The organism is Aeromonas sp. FDAARGOS 1416 (genome assembly GCF_019048085.1).
Lineage (GTDB): Bacteria > Pseudomonadota > Gammaproteobacteria > Enterobacterales > Aeromonadaceae > Aeromonas > Aeromonas veronii.
Genome location: NZ_CP077301.1, coordinates 2,992,820 through 3,009,873 on the forward strand (window position 1 = coordinate 2,992,820; position 17,054 = coordinate 3,009,873).

Genomic DNA, 17,054 nt, shown 5'->3' on the forward strand with positions numbered 1-17,054 from the left:
TCAGATTATCAGGCGGTAGTCAGCATAACGACAGCCAGCGCCATCACCATCATGCCAGCCCAACCGATGGGCTTGAGCCGCTCACCGAAGAAGAGCAAACCGCCCAGCGCCGTACCGACGATGCCGATAGCCCCCCAGGTGGCGTAGGCAACAGCCAGGTCAATCTGGCCGCCACTTACCGCTTCCGAGAGCAGGGTAAAGGCGCCGAGTACCAGCATGATCCCCAGGAATCCCCACCCCTTGTAACGAAAACCCTTGGAGCGGTTGATAGCCATGTTGGCGCCGATATCGATCAGTGCGGCACCCAATACAATCACAAACGGACTCATGCTGTGGCCTCCGCGTCTACTGACTTGTCTGCAGGCTCATCATGGGTCTCCCCCATGGTCACCATAACAATCCCCACTATCGCGAGAGCCAGGCCAATCAGCTCCTGAACGGTCACATCGTAACCAAGGAACATGACCGACACTATGGTGATCAAGGTGATCCCGAGCCCCTCCCAGAGCGCAAACGCAATACCAATGGAGATTGTTTTGGCGGCTTTCGCCAGCAACCAGTACGAGAAACCGATCAACAGCCACATCGGGATGTAATTCATCCAGCCAGCTTCCTGCTCGGGGATCATGGCCATGCTGGAGGTACCGGCGACCTCGGTCACGATGGCGCCGGTCAAAAACAGCCGGGCCAGAAACATACGACTTAATAACATATAAGATGCCTTTGTTGCTTCGACGGGAGAGATGGTAAACGGGGAGAAGCAACTCGCGACAATCGCTCAGCGTCGATTATTCCGACGCCACAGGTTTGCCTTGCCTTGGTTCGGCACGCTAAGGTGATGGCGAAAAACTCCGCCACAGCCTGTAAAACATGAAGCTTTATCAGATAGAACTCTTTGTCGAGTCCGCCAATAGTGGCTCCATCGCCAGCACTGCCCGCCGCCTTGGCAAGAGCCGAAGCGCAGTCAGTACCGCCATCGCGGCGCTGGAAGTTGAGCTTGGCGTCGAACTTTTTGAACGAGGCGCCAATCAGAGTCACCTGACCGAGATCGGCGAGCTGGTGCTTGATGATTGCACTCGCCTGCTGCAGGCAGCCAACAGCTTGCAGCAGAAGTGCAAACATTACGCCTCGGGGGCCGAAGTGGCGCTGCGGGTTGCCCGCGATGACGCCATTCCCGAGCCGGTGTGGCGCGAGATGCTGGCCAGCCTGCACAATCAGTTTCCCGGTACCAGTATCTCGCTGGTGCTCGCCTCCCCACCCGAACTGCCGGCGCTGGTGGAAGAGGGATTCGTCGATGCCGCTTTTGGCCTTATTACCGAAGATCAGGAGCGCAGCGGCCTCAATATCGACGTGCTCAACCCGATCCGCACCCTGATGGTGGTGGCACCCAGCCATCCGCTGGCCGGACTGAAGCGGGTCAAACAGCAGGATCTGACCGATCACACCCAGGTTACCCTCTCGTATGTAGATGAATTTTCTGTAAAAAGCCTGCTACCTGTGGGAGGCCAGCATATCGGTCTCTCCAGCTTCGAGTTAATGCGCAATGCGGTGCTGGACGGACTGGGCTGGGCGGTGCTCCCCTCGCCGCTGATCCAGAGTCAGCTGCGACAAGGCACCCTGCTGACCCTGAAACACAAGTTCAGCCTGCAGTGGCGTGATTATGGTGTCTATCTGGCGGAAAACGCCTTTCACGGCAAGGTGTTGGCCTGGTTGAAGAAGTCGATCCAGGGGTATCTGGAACCTTTCGAGTAGAGATAAAGAGGCGGAGCCAGCTCACGATATCTACTTATCCTGATGATCCGAGAGGATGTGATCGTGCATACTGTTCACATACTCATTGAGCGCCGGAGGCGTAACCGATATGAGCAGTGCCCAAGACAAGGACGATATCTTGCTGGACGACGACATTATCGAACTCGATGATGAGGAGGTCGTGGTCCCCAAGGCACTCAACCCATGGCAAGTGCTGATCGTGGATGATGAGCCGGATATCCATCATGCCACCCGCCTGGCCCTCTCCAACATTCACTACAAATCCCGTCCGCTGGAGCTGCTCAATGCCTACAGCGGCGCCGAAGCTGGCCGCATGCTGGAGGCCAATCCCAGGATTGCGCTGATCCTGCTCGATGTGGTGATGGAGACCGAAGACGCAGGTCTGCGGCTGGTGCACCGGATCCGCAACGAAATGCACAACTCGCTGGTGCGGATCGTGCTGCGTACCGGTCAGCCCGGCCAAGCCCCCGAGCAGCGGGTGATCCTCGATTACGACATCAATGACTACAAGACCAAGACCGAGCTGACGGTACAAAAGCTCTACACCACCGTCATCGCATCCCTGCGTTCATACGAAACCCTCAGTGCCATCGACAAAAGCCGTCAGGGGCTCGGCAAAATTCTCGAAGGGGCGGGCGATCTCTACCATCTTCATTCACTCAAGGAGTTTGCCTCCGGCGTGCTGAAACAGATCAGCGCCATTCTTGATGTGGGCACCGAAGGGGCTATCTGTGCCGAGCGCCGTCCCGGCGAACAGGGGCTGGAGATCCTCGCCGCCACCGGCGACTACGAGACTCTGCTGGATGATGGCAAGATCACCGACTTCCCCACCCTCAATGACTCGGTTCTGAAGGCACTGGCGGCGCGCAGCAACCGCTTTGAACACCCGCAGGACTCCCTCTATATCGCCGCCCAGAATGGTCGCGAGTTCGTGCTGAGTTTTACCCCGACCCAACCCCTCGATCCCCTCGAGTGCGACCTGCTGGATGTCTTCTGCCAGCGCATCTCGGCGGCCTACGACAACCTCTATCTCTACAACCAGTTGCTGCGCGCCCAGGAGGCCACCGTGGTGGCGCTGGCGGCGCTGGCGGAGTTTCGCGACTCCGATACCGGCGAGCATGTCTTGCGGGTGCAGAAGCTCTCGGATGCCATCGTGGCCGAATTGAAGCAGATGGCAGCCTATCCCGAGCAGCTAACCCCGGAGTTTGTCGAGATGATCGGCATGGCCTCCATCCTGCACGATGTGGGCAAGGTGGGCACCCCGGATCATATCCTGCACAAGCCGGGGCGTTTCGACCCGGATGAGCGGGCCATCATGGAGCAGCACGCAGGTATCGGCGCCAATATCCTGCACAAGGCGGGCGAAATGGTGGAGGGAACCAGCTACCTCTCGCTGGGGGCAGAGATCGCCCGGGGCCACCATGAGCACTTCGATGGCAAGGGCTACCCGCAGCAGCTGGCTGGCCAGCAGATCCCGCTGTCGGCGCGGATTGTGGCGGTAGTCGATGTGTTCGATGCCCTGCTCAGCAAGCGCCCCTACAAGGAGCCCTGGACGCTGACGCAGACCATGGAGTATATCCAGTCCCGCTCCGGTACCCAGTTTGACCCTCATGTAGTGACAGCCCTGTCGCGACTGGTCAACGAGTCGAGACTCCCCTACTCGCTCTGACTCTCTGCACTTGCCACTCAGCATCCCTTGCCGGTGACCAAGGTCACCGGCAAGGCATCAAAACAGCTGTTTTGTTGCATCCTGCACACATCAACGCGCCGCAAACCGGAAACATCCCCCTTCTTTGTTAACGATAGCCGCTGAAATATGGTCATTTAACATCACATCGCTATAATATCGGCCTGCAAACCTGATACTAACAACGAAGGAATTATCATGAGCCTGAACCTGGTACCGGCTGGCAAGAGCCTGCCCGACGATATCTATGTCATCATCGAAATCCCGCAGAATGCCGACCCGATCAAATACGAAGTCGACAAGGACAGCGGTGCTATTTTCGTCGATCGCTTCATGTCTACCCCGATGTTCTATCCGTGCAACTACGGCTACGTGAACGCGACTCTCTCTCTGGATGGTGACCCCGTCGACGTACTGGTTCCGACCCCCTACCCGCTGCTGGCCGGTTCCGTCATTCGCTGCCGTCCGGTTGGCGTGCTGAAGATGACCGACGAATCTGGCGAAGATGCCAAGATCGTTGCCGTACCGCACTCCAAGCTGACCAAACAGTACGACCACATCCAGGATGTGAACGATCTGCCGGAACTGCTGAAAGCCCAGATCCAGCACTTCTTCGAGCGCTACAAAGAGCTGGAAGCGGGCAAATGGGTCAAGGTGGAAGGCTGGGGCGACAAGGCTGCTGCCGAAGCCGAGATCAAAACCTCTGCCGAGCGTTACGCTGCCAAGTAAGCGTCACTTCGCTTGTAAAAAAGGCGCCTTATGGCGCCTTTTTTGTCGGTGTTTGCGGTAACTGACCCGCCGCATCTTCGGCAGGATTGCCCTGAATGTATATTTCACGGCCATCTTTCTGGTAGGGACGATAGTAATCACCGCCACAGCGATAGCCGCCGCCCGGCTGGCTCATCAGCTCGCAGTTGACCGGCAACACCTCCAGCCACTTGATGGCCTGCTGGTAGCGCAGCCACTCCTGCCATTCGTGCTCGCGTGCCAGCTGATCACGCAGGGCAAAGGTATCCGCAACGGACATCCCCTTGTTGACGATCACCTGACCCGCCATGGCTGGCAGGCTGAGCAGCCCAAACAGCACTATGATCCAAGGCTTCATAACTCCTCCAGAGTGACTTAATTTCACAATTAAATTAAAAGTCACATCAATCTGTTATCCAGATCACAAAACGAAACATCACCAAAGTGGTGCCGGCTCACCTAGTTGTTAATTATCGTCCACGGCAGGAAGCACCACCATGAAGCTGACCCCCGCGCTGTTGCTCAGCCTCACTCTCTGCACCACTCTTGGTGCTACAAGCAACGCCAGCGAAATCAACATGAGCTGGCAGTGGCAATCCACCGATGGCCAGCGCAAGCACTTCCAGCTGACCACCGACGATCAGGTGATGGCCGCCAGTCGCCACGAGATGAGCCTGCTGAAGGCCTCTCTCACCAATCCGCTGGAGACCCTTTACGCCTATATCAGCCCACGGCTCTACAACAGCATCAACCTGATCAATCAGAGCAGCCCCGAGACAGCTACCAAGTTTCGCAATCTGGAGCAGGCCTTCACCCTGCGGGACGACAGCATGGAGTCGCTGCTGTTCTGGCAAGCCTACCAACAGTATCAGGAGGATGCCTTCTACCAGATGAGGGTGATACCCTGCGTCCATCCTGCCAATCGCAAACTGCCTTGCGTACGCCCCGATTACTCCCAGCTCTTCTACCACTTCAAAGGGCATCTCAAGCCACTGGCGCAGCAATTTGCGGCCAAGGATCTCGCCACCAGCGTCAGCCTGCTGCAGGAGTGGCTGAACGCCATCCCCACCCAACCGGAGCAGCTGGATCACTTCGCGCCGCCGCTGCAGGCTTTGCAGGATAACAAGGCCGATAGCGACGAGAAGGCGCTGCTGATGGCCAGCCTGCTAGCGGAGCTGGCCCCGCAATATGTGCTCAGCATCATTTATCCGGATATCAGCATCGGCAGCGTCTCCCCTGCCTGGCTGGCCATTACGGCAGACAGTGGCGTACCCGGTGATGTGGTGGTGATCAACAATCAGCGCCATGTGCTGCTGACCGGCTCGTCCCTGCTGGCCCAGCAGATGACCATGGCCAAGATCCCCCTCATCAGCGAGTCGCTCTACTGACGCAGACAGCTCAGACCAGCTGCCAATTCATTGATTTTTATCGATGTCATGCCATCCTAGCCGCCCTTGCCAGCCAACCACCTGACTGGCGGGGCGCCGACGCTTCTGAATTGCGATCTTATTTAACACTTTTTAAACAGATCCGATCAGTTTAGGATGAAGCTCGCCCATTCCCTCAATCCGAAACTCGTTATAACATAACAAATGGAGTGTCATCAGGATGAAACATCTCGTACTTACTTTGGCGCTGCTGCCATCTCTGGTCTTTGCTCACAACTTCAAGGATGGCAACCCGGTGCCGCTGGTCAATATCAGTGACAAGGGCGAGCTGGTACTGAACGGCAAGGATATCGGCTACCAGCCGTGGCAGAGCACCTCGCTCACCGGCAAGGTGTTTCTGATCCAGCATATTGCCGGCCGCTCCAGTGCCAAGGAGCTGAATGCCCCGATGATCGAGGCGATCAAGGCCGCCAAGCTGCCGCAAGACAAGTACCAGACCGTTACCGTCATCAACAGCAATGACGCCATCTGGGGCACCTCCGGCTTCGTGAAGAGCAGTGCCGAGGACAGCAAGAAAGAGTTCCCCTGGTCCGCCATGGTGCTGGATGCCAAGGGGATGGCGCGCAACGCCTGGGATCTGACGCCGGAAAGCTCGGCGATCATTCTGCTGGATAAAGAGGGCAAGGTGCTGTTTGCCAAAGATGGCCAGCTCGATGCCAACAACATTGCTACCGTGATGGGGCTCATCAAGTCCCATCTCTAAGTCAGAGAGAAAGGGCGCTGATGGCGCCCTTTCCATAAGGGTCTATGGGTCGTATAAAACTGAAAATCTGGATCTTGCTGCTGGGCTGGTTATGGCTGCAGCCTGCCCTTGCCCGGCACCAGTTTGAATCCGCCCTGCCCGGCCACGACGACCATCACTGCCTGGTTTGCGCCCTCCATCTGGATGGCAAGCAGGTCATCACCGCCACCCCCTATTGTTTCCCCGGTTCGACCTCTGTTCTGCCCGTCGTTGCAACCATGCAACGCTCGGCGGATACAGCCACGCTTCACAGCTATGCCATCCGTGCGCCGCCCGCCTCTGTTTTTATCTATCCCTTTGTTTAATTTCGCTATTTGTTTTGAAAAAGGATTAAAGATGAAAGCAGTTACTCTGTTGCTGGCCGCAGCGGCCTTTGGCGCACACGCAAATCACGACGAACACGAGAGCCACAGCCACGGCGCCCACGAGCATGGCCATGGCCACCTCAATCTGGTGGTCGATGGCGACCAGCTGATGATCGAGCTGCAGGCGCCTGCAGCCGATCTGGTAGGCTTCGAGCACGCCGCCAAGAGCGATGAAGAGAGGGCGCAGTATGCCAAGGCGGTCGCCCGCCTCCAGCAGCCTGACGCCCTTTTCCGCTTCGACCCGGCCGCTGGCTGCAAACTGACCCAGCAGGAGCTGCAAGCCGCCAAAGAAGAGCATGACCATGACCATGACCATGACCATGACCATGACCATGACAAGGCTACCAGCAACAAACATGAAGACCACCATGATCATGACGAAGCGGGCCACGCCGATATGGGCGCCATGTACACCTACACCTGCGCCACGCCGGCCAAACTGACCGGCCTTGAGGCGACCCTGTTCAGCGTCTATCCGAGCCTTGAGAAGCTGAGCGTGCAGGGGATCCTGCCCACCGGCCAGACCGCTGGCGAGCTGACCCCGTCCGCCAACAAGCTGAGCTGGTAACGCCATGAAAAAAGCCGTGGTTGAGATCCGCGATCTGGCCTTTGCCTGGCCAGGTGGCGACGCTGTACTCGATCTGCCCGCCCTCACCATCCGCGAGGGTGAGCGGGTCTTTATCAAGGGCCCGTCGGGCTCCGGCAAGTCGACCCTGCTCGGGTTGCTGGCCGGGATCCAGACCGCCAACCACGGCACCCTGGAGGTGCTGGGCCAACCATTGGCCCGGCTCTCTGGCCGTGCCCGTGACCACTTCCGGGCGGCCAATCTGGGTTATATCTTCCAGCAGTTCAATCTGCTGCCTTTTCTCTCGGTGCAGGACAACGTGACCGCTGCCCTCACCTTTTCGCCCGCCAAACGGTCTCGCCTGCAAGGGAGTCCGGAGCAGGAGGCGCGCCGTCTGCTGGCGGAGCTGCAACTGCCGGATGACGCACTGCATCGCCCCGTCCATGCCCTCAGCATCGGCCAGCAGCAGCGGGTTGCCGCCGCACGGGCGCTGATCGGCTCGCCGCCACTGGTGATCGCGGACGAGCCCACCTCGGCACTCGACACCGACAACCGGGCCGCCTTTATCAAGCTGTTGTTCGAGGAGTGCGACAAGCAGGGCTCGACCCTGATCTTCGTCAGCCACGACCCTTATCTCGAACCCCTGTTCCCGCGGGTCGAAAACCTGCAACAGCTCAACCGGAGGGCATCATGCTAAAGCTCGCCCTGCAAAGTCTCTGGGCCCGCCGCCTTACCGCCGGGCTCACCCTGCTGGCCGTCGCCATCAGCGTCACCCTGCTACTCGGGGTGGAGCGGGTGCGCACCCAGGCCCGTGAAAGCTTCTCCAACACCGTCTCGGGGACCGATCTCATCGTTGGCGCCCGCTCCGGTCAGGTGAACCTGCTGCTCTACTCGGTGTTTCGCATCGGCAACCCCACCAACAACGTGGGGTGGGACTCCTATCAGGCCATCAAGCAGAAACCCGGCGTCGCCTGGACCATCCCGCTTTCCCTTGGTGACTCCCACAAGGGATTTCGGGTGCTCGGCACCAATGGCGACTACTTCACTCACCTGAAGTATGGTCAGCAACAGTCGCTGCAACTGCGCGAAGGACGGCCGTTCGAGACGCCGTTTGAAGCAGTACTCGGCGCCCAGGTGGCCGAGAAGCTCGGCTATCACCTCGACCAATCCATCGTCATCGCCCACGGTGCCGGCAACACCTCGTTCAGCCAGCACGACAACCTGCCGTTCAAGGTGGTGGGTATTCTGGCGCCGACCGGCACGCCCATCGATCGCACCATCCATGTGCCGCTGGCGGGGATCGAGGCGATCCATCTGGGCTGGGATACCGGCCGCCACAGCAAGAACGTGACACCGGAGCAGGCGCTGGCGCAGGATCTCACCCCGAAAACCATCACCGCCTTTATGGTGGGCTTGAGCAACCGGATCCTGGCGTTCCAGCTACAACGCAGCGTCAACACCTATCCCAAAGAGCCGCTGATGGCGATCCTGCCGGGGGCCGCCCTGCAGGAGCTGTGGAGCCTGATGAGCGTGGCGGAAACCGCGCTGTCGGTCATCGCCGGTTTTGTGGTAGTCGCGGGCCTGATCGGCATGCTGACTACCCTGCTGGCGGGGCTTAACGAGCGGCGCCGGGAGCTCGCCATCTTGCGATCCCTCGGCGCGGGCCCTGCCCACCTGTTCCTGCTGCTGGCGCTGGAGGCCATGGCGCTGACCACGGTCGGCATCGCTCTCGGGGTCGCCGTGCTCTATCTGGGGCAGGGGCTTGCCTCGCCCTGGCTGCTCAGCCACTATGGCCTGCAACTGAGCCTGGGGCTGCCGAGCACCTACGAGTGGCAACTGCTGGGGGTAGTCTGGCTGGCAGGCATGGTGATTGGCCTGCTCCCTGCCGCCCGCGCTTACCGCTACAGCCTGAGCGATGGCATGAGCATTCGCGTCTAGCGAGACGCCCAAAAATCGAAACAGAAGGACAGATGATGAAGTGGAAAATTGTGGCGCTGCTCGCCAGCCTGCTGGTGCTGCCCGCCCTGGCCGCCGATTACAAAACCATCGACTGGGATGTGCTCATCCCGGAAGGGGAGAAACTGCTGCCACCGCCCCAGGTCAATCACGAAGATCCCATGTCGGTGCCGCAACCGGTGGGCGGGGTGAACAAGAAGCTGGACAACCAGGATGTGCGCATTCCGGGCTTCGTGGTGCCGCTAGAAGGGGATGCCAAGAAGATTACCGCCTTCCTGCTGGTACCCTACTTCGGCGCCTGCATCCACGTGCCGCCGCCCCCCACCAATCAGGTGATCTATGTGAGCTACCCCAAGGGGGCGCCGGTGGATGATCTGTGGGATGCCATCTGGGTGAAGGGCAAGATGCGCACGGTCAGCTCCAGCCACGAGATGGCCACCGCCTCCTACTCGATGGAAGCGGTCGAGGTGAGCGTCTACGAGGAGTAATCCTCCCGTTGCAAAAAAAGCGGCCTCCACGGAGGCCGCTTTGTTATCTTGGCATCCCGGTTGGAGTAACATTCAGCTCCAGAACCTGTGCGAATGGAGTCAGCATGGCAGACCTCCCCCCCCCGAAAAAAGAGAGTTCGATCCTGAGCAGCCAGGAGCAGACCCTGCGCCTGGCCCGCAGCCGCGGCATCGACGGCATGCTCACCCGCAACACCGACAGCACCTTCGAACAGCGCGCCACCTTTCGCCATCTGGCGGATCAGGCCGCTCGCCAGCGCAATCTGGAAGCCATCATGGTGATGGCCTCCCGCCACTGCGAAGAGACCGCTGCCGGCGGCGAGATGGACAGCGACTGGCTGACCCGCTTCCTGCAACTGGCGGAAGATATCAGCATGGTGCCGATGCAGCAGCTGTGGGGGCGGATCTTCGCGCTGGAAGTCGCCACGCCGGGCCGCTTCTCCATTCGGGCGCTCGCCACCCTCAAAGAGATGACCCAGCGCGAGGCCCAGCTGTTCCAGCGCATCTGCTCACTGACTTGCCACTACACCGGCAGCGACGAGCAGCGACTGCTGCTGGGGCTGCACAAGGGGGCCACCCTGCTGAGTCGTGCCAAGGCAACCCGCCTTGGTCTTGGCAAATACCGACTGCCCTACAACGCCCTGCTGCAACTGTTCGAGCTCGGGCTGCTGCATCGCGCCGAGCTGGAGTCCGGCCCGCTGCCCGCCGATGGGGTCGAGCTGGAGTTTGGCAACCAGTGCTGGCGGCTGCAGTGCAAGCAGAACAACATCACCCTGCTCTACTACCGGCTCACCCCGGTGGGCAACGAGCTCGCCCAGCTGCTGCAAGAGTCGCCACTGGAGGAGTACCTGCAGGATCTGAAAACCGTGCTGGTACAGAGTATCCAGATTGAAGTGATGCAGCTCGTCAGCGCCCCCTCCTCACCCGCTCCCGACCCTCTCCCCTGATCTCTGGCGGGGCAGCTGATGCCCCGTCGGTTCATGGCTCCTTCGCATCAAGCTGCTGGCTCCAAGCTTATGGGCTTGTCCAGAATAGGTTGCAAATTGCAGATGCCGCAGAGGCACACCCCGTCAGATCCGTTGCATATTGCAAACAACCACGCGCTTTTCCTCTCCAAACCTCGCTAATAACACATCAATCATTAGTTTTTGCCAGCTGGCCCGCCCCTTGCACATGTCTTGATGCAGATCAAAATTTAACCACCACAGCTCGGGAGCAAGGCCATGAGAATCAATCAACCGGTTACCCAAAGAGAACGTCTCTATCCAGACCACCAGAGCCTGATCTCCACCACGGATCTGGAGAGCCGCATCACCTACGCCAACGATGAGTTCTGCGATATTGCAGGCTTCTCGCTCGACGAGCTGAAGGGGGAGCACCACAATCTGGTGCGTCATCCTGACATGCCGAAACAGGCCTTTGCCGATCTGTGGGGTCACATCAGGGATGGCAAGAGCTGGATGGGACCGGTGAAAAATCGCTGCAAGAACGGTGATCACTACTGGGTCAGCGCCTTTGTCACCCCCATCAAGGATGCCAGCGGCCGGGTGGTGGAGTATCAGTCGGTGCGCACCGCCCCGAGCGAGGAGATCAAACAGCGGGCCGAGAAGGTCTATGCCGACCTTCGCAACAACAAGCTGCCGCTGGCGCTCAAGTTGCCCACCTTCTCCCATACCCTGACCATCAACCTCTGTCTGCTGCTGAGCCTGCTCGCCATGTTTGCCTTGGGCTACAGCCACGATATGAACTGGCAACTGGCGCTGGCCGCCCTGCCGCTGGCGATAGCGGCCATCACCCTGAATGCCCTCTCCCGTCGCCTCGGCAAGCTCAACAAGATGGCTCGCAGCCGCTTTGACAACCCGCTGATGCAGCTGCTCTACACCAACAAGGTGGACAATATCGCCGCCATCGAACTCTCGATGGTGATGAATCAGGCCGAGTTCAACGCCGTGCTAGCCCGCACCCAACAGACCTGCAGCAAGATCCTGCAGGCCGCCGAGGGGGATCTGCGCAACGCCGAATCCATCACCGACAACCTGCAACAGCAGCAGGCCGAAACCAATCAGGTAGCGACCGCCGTGACCGAGATGTCGGAATCCATTCGCGAGGTGTCACAAAGTTCGACTGACTCCTCCAGCCTGCTGGATGAAACAGCCGTGCTGTTCAAGAGCGGCAACAGTAGCGTGGCCGAAACCGTGGCTGCCGTGGCGGGCATGAACAGCGAACTGATCACCTCCAAGAGCGTGATCAGTGCGCTGGTCGGCCACTGCCGCGATATCGACGGCATCCTCGATGTGATCAACAACATCGCCAACCAGACCAACCTGCTGGCCCTCAACGCCGCCATCGAAGCGGCCCGGGCTGGCGAAGCGGGTCGCGGCTTCTCGGTAGTGGCCGACGAGATCCGCACCCTCGCCATCAAGACCCAATCCTCGACCAGCGAGATCCAGAAGATGATCACCGAGCTGCAAAACAGCTCTGGCGAGGCTGAGCAGGCGATGGAGAAGGGCTGCCAGCTTGCCGACAGTTGCCAGCAGAAGGCCACCGCGACCGGCACCATACTCCAGCAGATCAACAACATGTTGCAGCAGGTGGCTTCCGGCAGCAGCCAGATTGCCCAGGCGGTGCAGGAGCAGTCCCACGTTACCGCCGAGATCAACCGCAACGTGCTCAGCATCAAGACCCTGGCCGATGACTCCAGCGTTGGCAGCCAACACGCCGTGCACGGCATCACCCAGCTGGTAAACCAGTTGAGCGATCTCGACCGGCTGGTACGCCAGTTCCAGAAGGGGGCTCCGGCAAGCCAAAGCCGCTACGAAGTGGCCGCCACCCGCGCCGTGCCGGTACGCCAAGCCAGATAACCACGACACCAACAATCACCGCAGAAAACCAAATGGGCCCGCAGGCCCATTTGGTTTTTTCATACCCGCCAACAAGCTGGCGACACACCCGTTTCACCATCCGATTTTCCCCTGCGCTGATGGCCGCCGTTGTTGCGCGACCATATCGCCGCCCGTTATTTATTAATTTATTGATCTTGCTCAGAAAACTGCCCGCTTGCGCTTTTCACCCCAGCCCCGTTCGGTAACATAGCCGCTTGGCAACCTCTCGCAGGAGTCAGCCATGAGCCAAGCCAGTGCCAAATCTCAGGTAAAAGCAGCAAGCTGGAGGCTGAAATTCAGGGCGGTAGCCATGTCATTGTTGTCCATGATTGGTTCCATGACTGCTTTTTATAAAGCGTGAACGGGGCTCCTAAAAGGCGACGTCAAACAAATGGACTCCCACCAAGCATGGCTGGCGGAAGACTGATTTAAAATCGGCTTGTTCATGGCGATTATCAGGGTGGAACGGAGTTATATGGAAGGTGGCACTAACGTGTCGGTACCACCTTCCATCTAATCACTGTTAATGTACAAGGTAACGACCACAATTTATGAAAATTACACAAGTAAAATGGAATAATCATCCAGTATTAGGCAATTTATTATTAGACTTTAACAATAGCTCAACGAGCACCCCCTATGAAACAGTTATTTTTGCTGGAGAAAATGGAACAGGAAAATCAACAATACTAGAAATCATAAGTAACTTCTTAAATGCGAGTTCTTTCGAATATTTTGACTATGTATGCTATGTAACTGATGAAGGCAAATCGTTCAAAGCCGTTCCAACGTCTGATGGAAATACCCATAAAAATTTTTTCGATCTAATTGATGAAAACCAACAAAAAATATATATTCGAGAGGATAGGTATAATAACAGAGAAAAAATGGACTCTAATAGAGATGATTTAAGATATTATGGCTGCGTTTATTCCAAGGCAAGAGCTGATTACAAAACACAAAAAATAACCACCACCACGACAAAATCTTTAGATACAGAAAAATACGATATTGATGGTAGTGATGATTTTACTTCTTTAAAGCAGCTTATTATTGATGTAGTTAATCAAGACAATAATGAATATGCAGAAATTAATAAAACACTAGGCTCATCACCTAAATCATGGGATGAGTTTTATCCAGACTCAAACTTGTTCAGATTCAAAAATGCTTTTGATAATTTCTTTGACAAGCTGGCGTACGAAAAAGTAACCAATATTAATGATGAAAAGACAATCACTTTTACTAAAAATGGCGCATCTATACCAGTTGACAATTTAAGTACTGGTGAAAAGCAAATAGTATTCCGTGGTATATATTTATTGCGCAACAGTAATTTATTGAATGGCTCTGCAATTTTAGTTGATGAACCTGAACTAAGCATGCATCCTAAATGGCAGCAAAGAATACTTGCATACTACAAAGAATTATTTACTAAAAACAATAATCTTATAACTCAAATGTTCTTCGCTACGCATTCAGATCATGTTCTTAAATCTGCACTGTCTGATAATAATAAAAACTTAATTATTGCCCTAGAAGACGATGGTGGGGTTATCAAGGTGAGAAAGGTAGACTCTCCATCAGTTCTACCATCGGTTACAAGTGCAGAAACAAACTATCTGGCATTTGATATTATATCTAACGACTACCATATTGAGCTTTACGGCTGGCTCCAAGATAAAGAATCAAAAAATAGTGTAAAGTCTTGTGACGACTTTATCAAAGCAAGCACACTATACGACCCGTCAAAGCACAGTAAAATCTCAGGGTTTGGACATACTACATATGATACGCTTCCAACTTATATCAGAAATGCAATTCATCATCCTGACTCTGGAAATGTCTTTACTGAACAAGAAATGAGAACTTCAATTGAACTATTAATAGAGCTCTGTCGATAAAGCACAATAATAGGCCATCAAATAGGACGCAAGACGCTTAGCTTATAATTCTTCGTGTAGCCAATAAATTTCAACCTCTTGCAACGACGTTAGGTCACTTGTTCTTTGTTTATAGCAAATGAGGGCATTTTATTTATGGATCGTGAGTTCGATGAGAAAAATCCCAAGATGGCAGTTGAATTCTCAAATTCGAATCGTGATAAGATGATTCGACTGTTCCCTTCCTATCTATCTAAAATAGAAGAAGGCTTATATTTTAGAATATTAAAAAGCAAGACTAATTACCTAAATAAGCTATCTACACTATTCTCTGAAATGAATGAGATTTATGTTTATGTAGATAAATTCACACCTTGCAAAAAAGGTTGCTCTCATTGCTGCCATATTCCAGTGTCAGTTTCAGAACTAGAAGTAGAGTACATAGAAAAGTCTTTAAAAATAAAGAGAAAAGCGTTCTCTGTATATGACAAAACTCAGGAAAAACCTTGCCCATTTCTAAAAAATAATGGTTGCAGCATATACAATGTGCGACCATTTGTTTGTAGAAGGCATGTTGTGTTAACAAAAACATCCTATTGGTGCGAACTTGAGCGCTGCAACCAAGAAATAATGCCACTGTTAAATTTCACTGAACCCCAAAAGAGTTTTGAATATTTAATTTATGAATCGAGGAAAAACAGATTTTTTGATATAAGAGAAATATTTTAACTATAGCACCCCAATAAAATATTCGCGTGAGTTCGAAATATCGCCCATAGTATGGGAAACGCTTGTGATGCTCACCAATTAGAGCAAGCATTGGTGCAACTATCTTAGGTGATAGCTTCATCATTGAGTACTTTGAGTCAGAAAGAAGGAGAGCTCGAGATTTTGGTTTGGAAAGCGGTTTATCAATCAGCCCGTAAGTTAGGATAGCGCAGCGTATTCGGACAATCGCGAATTCGCGAATAACCTCGCTGCGACATAAGCAAGGATCGGAAACATCCCATCTGACATCCGCCGTTTTGAGCATCTCAGCGTCGCGTTGTGGCCAACAGAACCAAAACGGTGACCGTCCAAATTTTCATTTCTTATATTATTCAAGTGTAAATAAACAAGGAAATATATGGCAGTTGTAATTACGTTTGATCTTACTGATTATAATCAGAATGACCATGGTCGCTTAAAGGCGATGTTTGAGCGTTTTGGTTGGGAAAACTTAGGTGGCACTGCATACCGTTATCCCAAGCTAGGAACTGATGATCAGCCCGTTGAAGACTGGCTAAACCATATCGTCCCGGCATTAATGATGTTTCGCGCTTATCTCAGAAATCATCCAGAAGTAATTTTAGTAAGATTTACTATTGACGCTAACTCTTCTAGTGGCTACAACCCAAATTCTGGATTTGGTAATCCTCCGCTTCCAGGCCCTCAAGCTGCTGATTACAACCCAACAAATCCAGGGCACTTTGGTCAAAGAAATTTATGGGATTGGTTAGATAATATCCCATACCCATATTAAGCCTGCAGGTTCGAATAGCGAAGCGTATTCGGACAATCACGAATAACCCCGCCGCGATATAAGCAAGGATCGGAAGATCCTTTTGCGGGGTTGCTATCGGCTGCCTTGGAGTGGCTCAAGGCTCGTCGGTGCCACTATAAGCTGGATTTATGGGTTTTCCGATAATGACCCAACATTTGCTTATAGTGGCTGACGCCAGCCCATCAGCGCCTGTGGTGGCCAACTGACCGGCCGCCGGGCGCTTGTTATAGGTTCTTCCGATCCAGCTACAGGCAGTTCCCCTGCCGCAGGGCAGTCAGCAGCTCCCCCACCAGCACCTCCACCGATTTACCGGCATTCAGCAGATGAATTTCCGGCTGCTCGGGCGCCTCATAGGCGGAGTCGATACCGGTAAAATTCGTGATTTCCCCTGCCCGCGCCTTTTTATAGAGCCCCTTGGGATCGCGCTCTTCACAGATGGCGAGCGGCGCATCGACAAACACCTCGACGAACTCCCCTTCACCCACGAGATTGCGCACCAGCGCCCGCTCGGCACGAAATGGCGAGATAAAGGCGGTGAGCACGATAAGCCCCGCATCCACCATCAGTTTCGCCACTTCGCCGACCCGACGGATATTCTCCTGCCGCGCAGCATCATCGAAACCGAGATCGCCGCAGAGGCCGTGGCGCACATTGTCCCCATCCAGCAGATAGGTGTGCTTGCCTTGTGCCGCCAGCGCCTGCTCCAGCGCCCCCGCCAGGGTCGATTTGCCCGCCCCCGACAGCCCGGTAAACCAGATCACCAGCGGTTTTTGCCCTTTCAATTCGGCCCGGCTCTGTTTGTCGACGGCATGCTTGTGCCACACGATATTACTCATCCCACACTCCTTGCTTGGCGCTTACGCCTCAAAACTTAAACTGTCCGGCACCACGGGGAGCCGCCTCGGACTATCCGCCGACAACGTGCTGATGCCATGGCATTACTCATTCAACACTCCT

At 55.3% G+C, this 17,054-nt stretch carries 19 protein-coding genes; 15 read left to right on the forward strand and 4 right to left on the reverse strand.

Features of this window, described 5'->3' with window-relative positions:
- Nucleotides 1–8: 8 nt before the first annotated feature.
- Both I6L46_RS13315 and I6L46_RS13320 read right to left on the reverse strand, forming a co-directional pair.
- Nucleotides 9–329, reverse strand: a complete 321-nt coding sequence (locus I6L46_RS13315) for an SMR family transporter (RefSeq protein WP_005335659.1) — start codon at nucleotides 327–329, stop codon at nucleotides 9–11.
- On the reverse strand, nucleotides 326–712 hold the full coding sequence (locus I6L46_RS13320) for a multidrug efflux SMR transporter (RefSeq protein WP_216975915.1): 387 nt from the start codon (nucleotides 710–712) through the stop codon (nucleotides 326–328). Before I6L46_RS13320 ends, I6L46_RS13315 begins: the two co-directional genes overlap by 4 nt.
- Before the next feature lie 158 nt (nucleotides 713–870).
- Between I6L46_RS13320 and I6L46_RS13325 the strand changes: the two genes are divergently transcribed.
- The 3 genes from I6L46_RS13325 to ppa all read left to right on the forward strand — a co-directional run bounded on the left by I6L46_RS13325 (nucleotide 871) and on the right by ppa (nucleotide 4,189).
- Nucleotides 871–1,752, forward strand: coding sequence for a LysR family transcriptional regulator (locus I6L46_RS13325; protein WP_216975917.1), 882 nt, complete (start codon nucleotides 871–873; stop codon nucleotides 1,750–1,752).
- 109 nt (nucleotides 1,753–1,861) lie between these two features.
- Entirely contained in the window at nucleotides 1,862–3,442 is a 1,581-nt protein-coding gene (locus tag I6L46_RS13330) for a DUF3369 domain-containing protein (RefSeq protein WP_216975919.1), read from the forward strand.
- A 216-nt stretch (nucleotides 3,443–3,658) separates the two neighbouring features.
- The gene (gene ppa, locus I6L46_RS13335; protein ID WP_005335667.1) at nucleotides 3,659–4,189 is read left to right on the forward strand and encodes an inorganic diphosphatase; all 531 of its coding nucleotides are present in this window, start codon (nucleotides 3,659–3,661) and stop codon (nucleotides 4,187–4,189) included.
- Between the two features lie 28 nt (nucleotides 4,190–4,217).
- Here ppa and I6L46_RS13340 read toward each other — a convergent pair whose 3' ends face one another.
- Nucleotides 4,218–4,565, reverse strand: coding sequence for a hypothetical protein (locus tag I6L46_RS13340; protein WP_216975921.1), 348 nt, complete (start codon nucleotides 4,563–4,565; stop codon nucleotides 4,218–4,220).
- 139 nt (nucleotides 4,566–4,704) lie between these two features.
- Here I6L46_RS13340 and I6L46_RS13345 point away from each other — a divergent pair, with 139 nt between their 5' ends.
- From I6L46_RS13345 to I6L46_RS13400, 12 genes are all read left to right on the forward strand, one after another.
- Nucleotides 4,705–5,595 (forward strand): hypothetical protein, encoded by an 891-nt coding sequence (locus tag I6L46_RS13345; protein WP_005335678.1) that lies wholly within the window; start codon nucleotides 4,705–4,707, stop codon nucleotides 5,593–5,595.
- Between the two features lie 220 nt (nucleotides 5,596–5,815).
- The gene (locus tag I6L46_RS13350) at nucleotides 5,816–6,358 is read left to right on the forward strand and encodes a YtfJ family protein (protein WP_064335472.1); all 543 of its coding nucleotides are present in this window, start codon (nucleotides 5,816–5,818) and stop codon (nucleotides 6,356–6,358) included.
- Between the two features lie 44 nt (nucleotides 6,359–6,402).
- Nucleotides 6,403–6,702 (forward strand): DUF2607 family protein, encoded by a 300-nt coding sequence (locus I6L46_RS13355; RefSeq protein WP_110303537.1) that lies wholly within the window; start codon nucleotides 6,403–6,405, stop codon nucleotides 6,700–6,702.
- 31 nt (nucleotides 6,703–6,733) lie between these two features.
- Entirely contained in the window at nucleotides 6,734–7,330 is a 597-nt protein-coding gene (locus tag I6L46_RS13360; RefSeq protein WP_216975923.1) for a DUF2796 domain-containing protein, read from the forward strand.
- A gap of 4 nt (nucleotides 7,331–7,334) precedes the next feature.
- The gene (locus I6L46_RS13365; protein WP_216975925.1) at nucleotides 7,335–8,024 is read left to right on the forward strand and encodes an ABC transporter ATP-binding protein; all 690 of its coding nucleotides are present in this window, start codon (nucleotides 7,335–7,337) and stop codon (nucleotides 8,022–8,024) included.
- On the forward strand, nucleotides 8,018–9,265 hold the full coding sequence (locus I6L46_RS13370; RefSeq protein WP_005354695.1) for an ABC transporter permease: 1,248 nt from the start codon (nucleotides 8,018–8,020) through the stop codon (nucleotides 9,263–9,265). Before I6L46_RS13365 ends, I6L46_RS13370 begins: the two co-directional genes overlap by 7 nt.
- Before the next feature lie 32 nt (nucleotides 9,266–9,297).
- Nucleotides 9,298–9,771, forward strand: coding sequence for a DUF3299 domain-containing protein (locus tag I6L46_RS13375; RefSeq protein ID WP_026034852.1), 474 nt, complete (start codon nucleotides 9,298–9,300; stop codon nucleotides 9,769–9,771).
- A gap of 104 nt (nucleotides 9,772–9,875) precedes the next feature.
- Nucleotides 9,876–10,736 carry a TIGR03899 family protein gene (locus I6L46_RS13380; protein WP_216975927.1) on the forward strand — a complete coding sequence of 287 codons (861 nt, stop codon included), beginning with the start codon at nucleotides 9,876–9,878 and terminating at the stop codon, nucleotides 10,734–10,736.
- Nucleotides 10,737–11,012: 276 nt separating this feature from the next.
- A complete protein-coding gene (locus I6L46_RS13385; protein ID WP_216975929.1) occupies nucleotides 11,013–12,650 on the forward strand; it encodes a PAS domain-containing methyl-accepting chemotaxis protein in 1,638 nt (545 codons plus the stop codon).
- Between the two features lie 572 nt (nucleotides 12,651–13,222).
- The gene (locus tag I6L46_RS13390; protein ID WP_216975931.1) at nucleotides 13,223–14,575 is read left to right on the forward strand and encodes an AAA family ATPase; all 1,353 of its coding nucleotides are present in this window, start codon (nucleotides 13,223–13,225) and stop codon (nucleotides 14,573–14,575) included.
- A gap of 135 nt (nucleotides 14,576–14,710) precedes the next feature.
- On the forward strand, nucleotides 14,711–15,283 hold the full coding sequence (locus I6L46_RS13395) for a YkgJ family cysteine cluster protein (RefSeq protein WP_216975932.1): 573 nt from the start codon (nucleotides 14,711–14,713) through the stop codon (nucleotides 15,281–15,283).
- A gap of 397 nt (nucleotides 15,284–15,680) precedes the next feature.
- Nucleotides 15,681–16,076, forward strand: a complete 396-nt coding sequence (locus tag I6L46_RS13400; protein WP_163155853.1) for a hypothetical protein — start codon at nucleotides 15,681–15,683, stop codon at nucleotides 16,074–16,076.
- A gap of 266 nt (nucleotides 16,077–16,342) precedes the next feature.
- Here the strand turns inward: I6L46_RS13400 and cysC are convergent, their stop codons facing one another.
- Complete coding sequence (gene cysC, locus I6L46_RS13405) at nucleotides 16,343–16,933, reverse strand: adenylyl-sulfate kinase (protein ID WP_216975934.1); 591 nt, start codon at nucleotides 16,931–16,933, stop codon at nucleotides 16,343–16,345.
- Between the last annotated feature and the right edge of the window lie 121 nt (nucleotides 16,934–17,054).

Bases quoted from the DNA above. Each gene is read 5' to 3' on its own strand.
- I6L46_RS13385 (WP_216975929.1), top strand. From the start codon at position 11,013: ATGAGAATCAATCAACCGGTTACCCAAAGAGAACGTCTCTATCCAGAC.
- cysC (WP_216975934.1), bottom strand. From the start codon at position 16,933: ATGAGTAATATCGTGTGGCACAAGCATGCCGTCGACAAACAGAGCCGG.
- I6L46_RS13325 (WP_216975917.1), top strand. From the start codon at position 871: ATGAAGCTTTATCAGATAGAACTCTTTGTCGAGTCCGCCAATAGTGGC.
- I6L46_RS13355 (WP_110303537.1), top strand. From the start codon at position 6,403: ATGGGTCGTATAAAACTGAAAATCTGGATCTTGCTGCTGGGCTGGTTA.
- I6L46_RS13360 (WP_216975923.1), top strand. From the start codon at position 6,734: ATGAAAGCAGTTACTCTGTTGCTGGCCGCAGCGGCCTTTGGCGCACAC.
- I6L46_RS13345 (WP_005335678.1), top strand. From the start codon at position 4,705: ATGAAGCTGACCCCCGCGCTGTTGCTCAGCCTCACTCTCTGCACCACT.
- I6L46_RS13375 (WP_026034852.1), top strand. From the start codon at position 9,298: ATGATGAAGTGGAAAATTGTGGCGCTGCTCGCCAGCCTGCTGGTGCTG.
- I6L46_RS13380 (WP_216975927.1), top strand. From the start codon at position 9,876: ATGGCAGACCTCCCCCCCCCGAAAAAAGAGAGTTCGATCCTGAGCAGC.
- I6L46_RS13315 (WP_005335659.1), bottom strand. From the start codon at position 329: ATGAGTCCGTTTGTGATTGTATTGGGTGCCGCACTGATCGATATCGGC.
- I6L46_RS13390 (WP_216975931.1), top strand. From the start codon at position 13,223: ATGAAAATTACACAAGTAAAATGGAATAATCATCCAGTATTAGGCAAT.
- I6L46_RS13395 (WP_216975932.1), top strand. From the start codon at position 14,711: ATGGATCGTGAGTTCGATGAGAAAAATCCCAAGATGGCAGTTGAATTC.
- I6L46_RS13330 (WP_216975919.1), top strand. From the start codon at position 1,862: ATGAGCAGTGCCCAAGACAAGGACGATATCTTGCTGGACGACGACATT.
- I6L46_RS13350 (WP_064335472.1), top strand. From the start codon at position 5,816: ATGAAACATCTCGTACTTACTTTGGCGCTGCTGCCATCTCTGGTCTTT.
- I6L46_RS13320 (WP_216975915.1), bottom strand. From the start codon at position 712: ATGTTATTAAGTCGTATGTTTCTGGCCCGGCTGTTTTTGACCGGCGCC.
- I6L46_RS13365 (WP_216975925.1), top strand. From the start codon at position 7,335: ATGAAAAAAGCCGTGGTTGAGATCCGCGATCTGGCCTTTGCCTGGCCA.
- I6L46_RS13370 (WP_005354695.1), top strand. From the start codon at position 8,018: ATGCTAAAGCTCGCCCTGCAAAGTCTCTGGGCCCGCCGCCTTACCGCC.
- ppa (WP_005335667.1), top strand. From the start codon at position 3,659: ATGAGCCTGAACCTGGTACCGGCTGGCAAGAGCCTGCCCGACGATATC.
- I6L46_RS13400 (WP_163155853.1), top strand. From the start codon at position 15,681: ATGGCAGTTGTAATTACGTTTGATCTTACTGATTATAATCAGAATGAC.
- I6L46_RS13340 (WP_216975921.1), bottom strand. From the start codon at position 4,565: ATGAAGCCTTGGATCATAGTGCTGTTTGGGCTGCTCAGCCTGCCAGCC.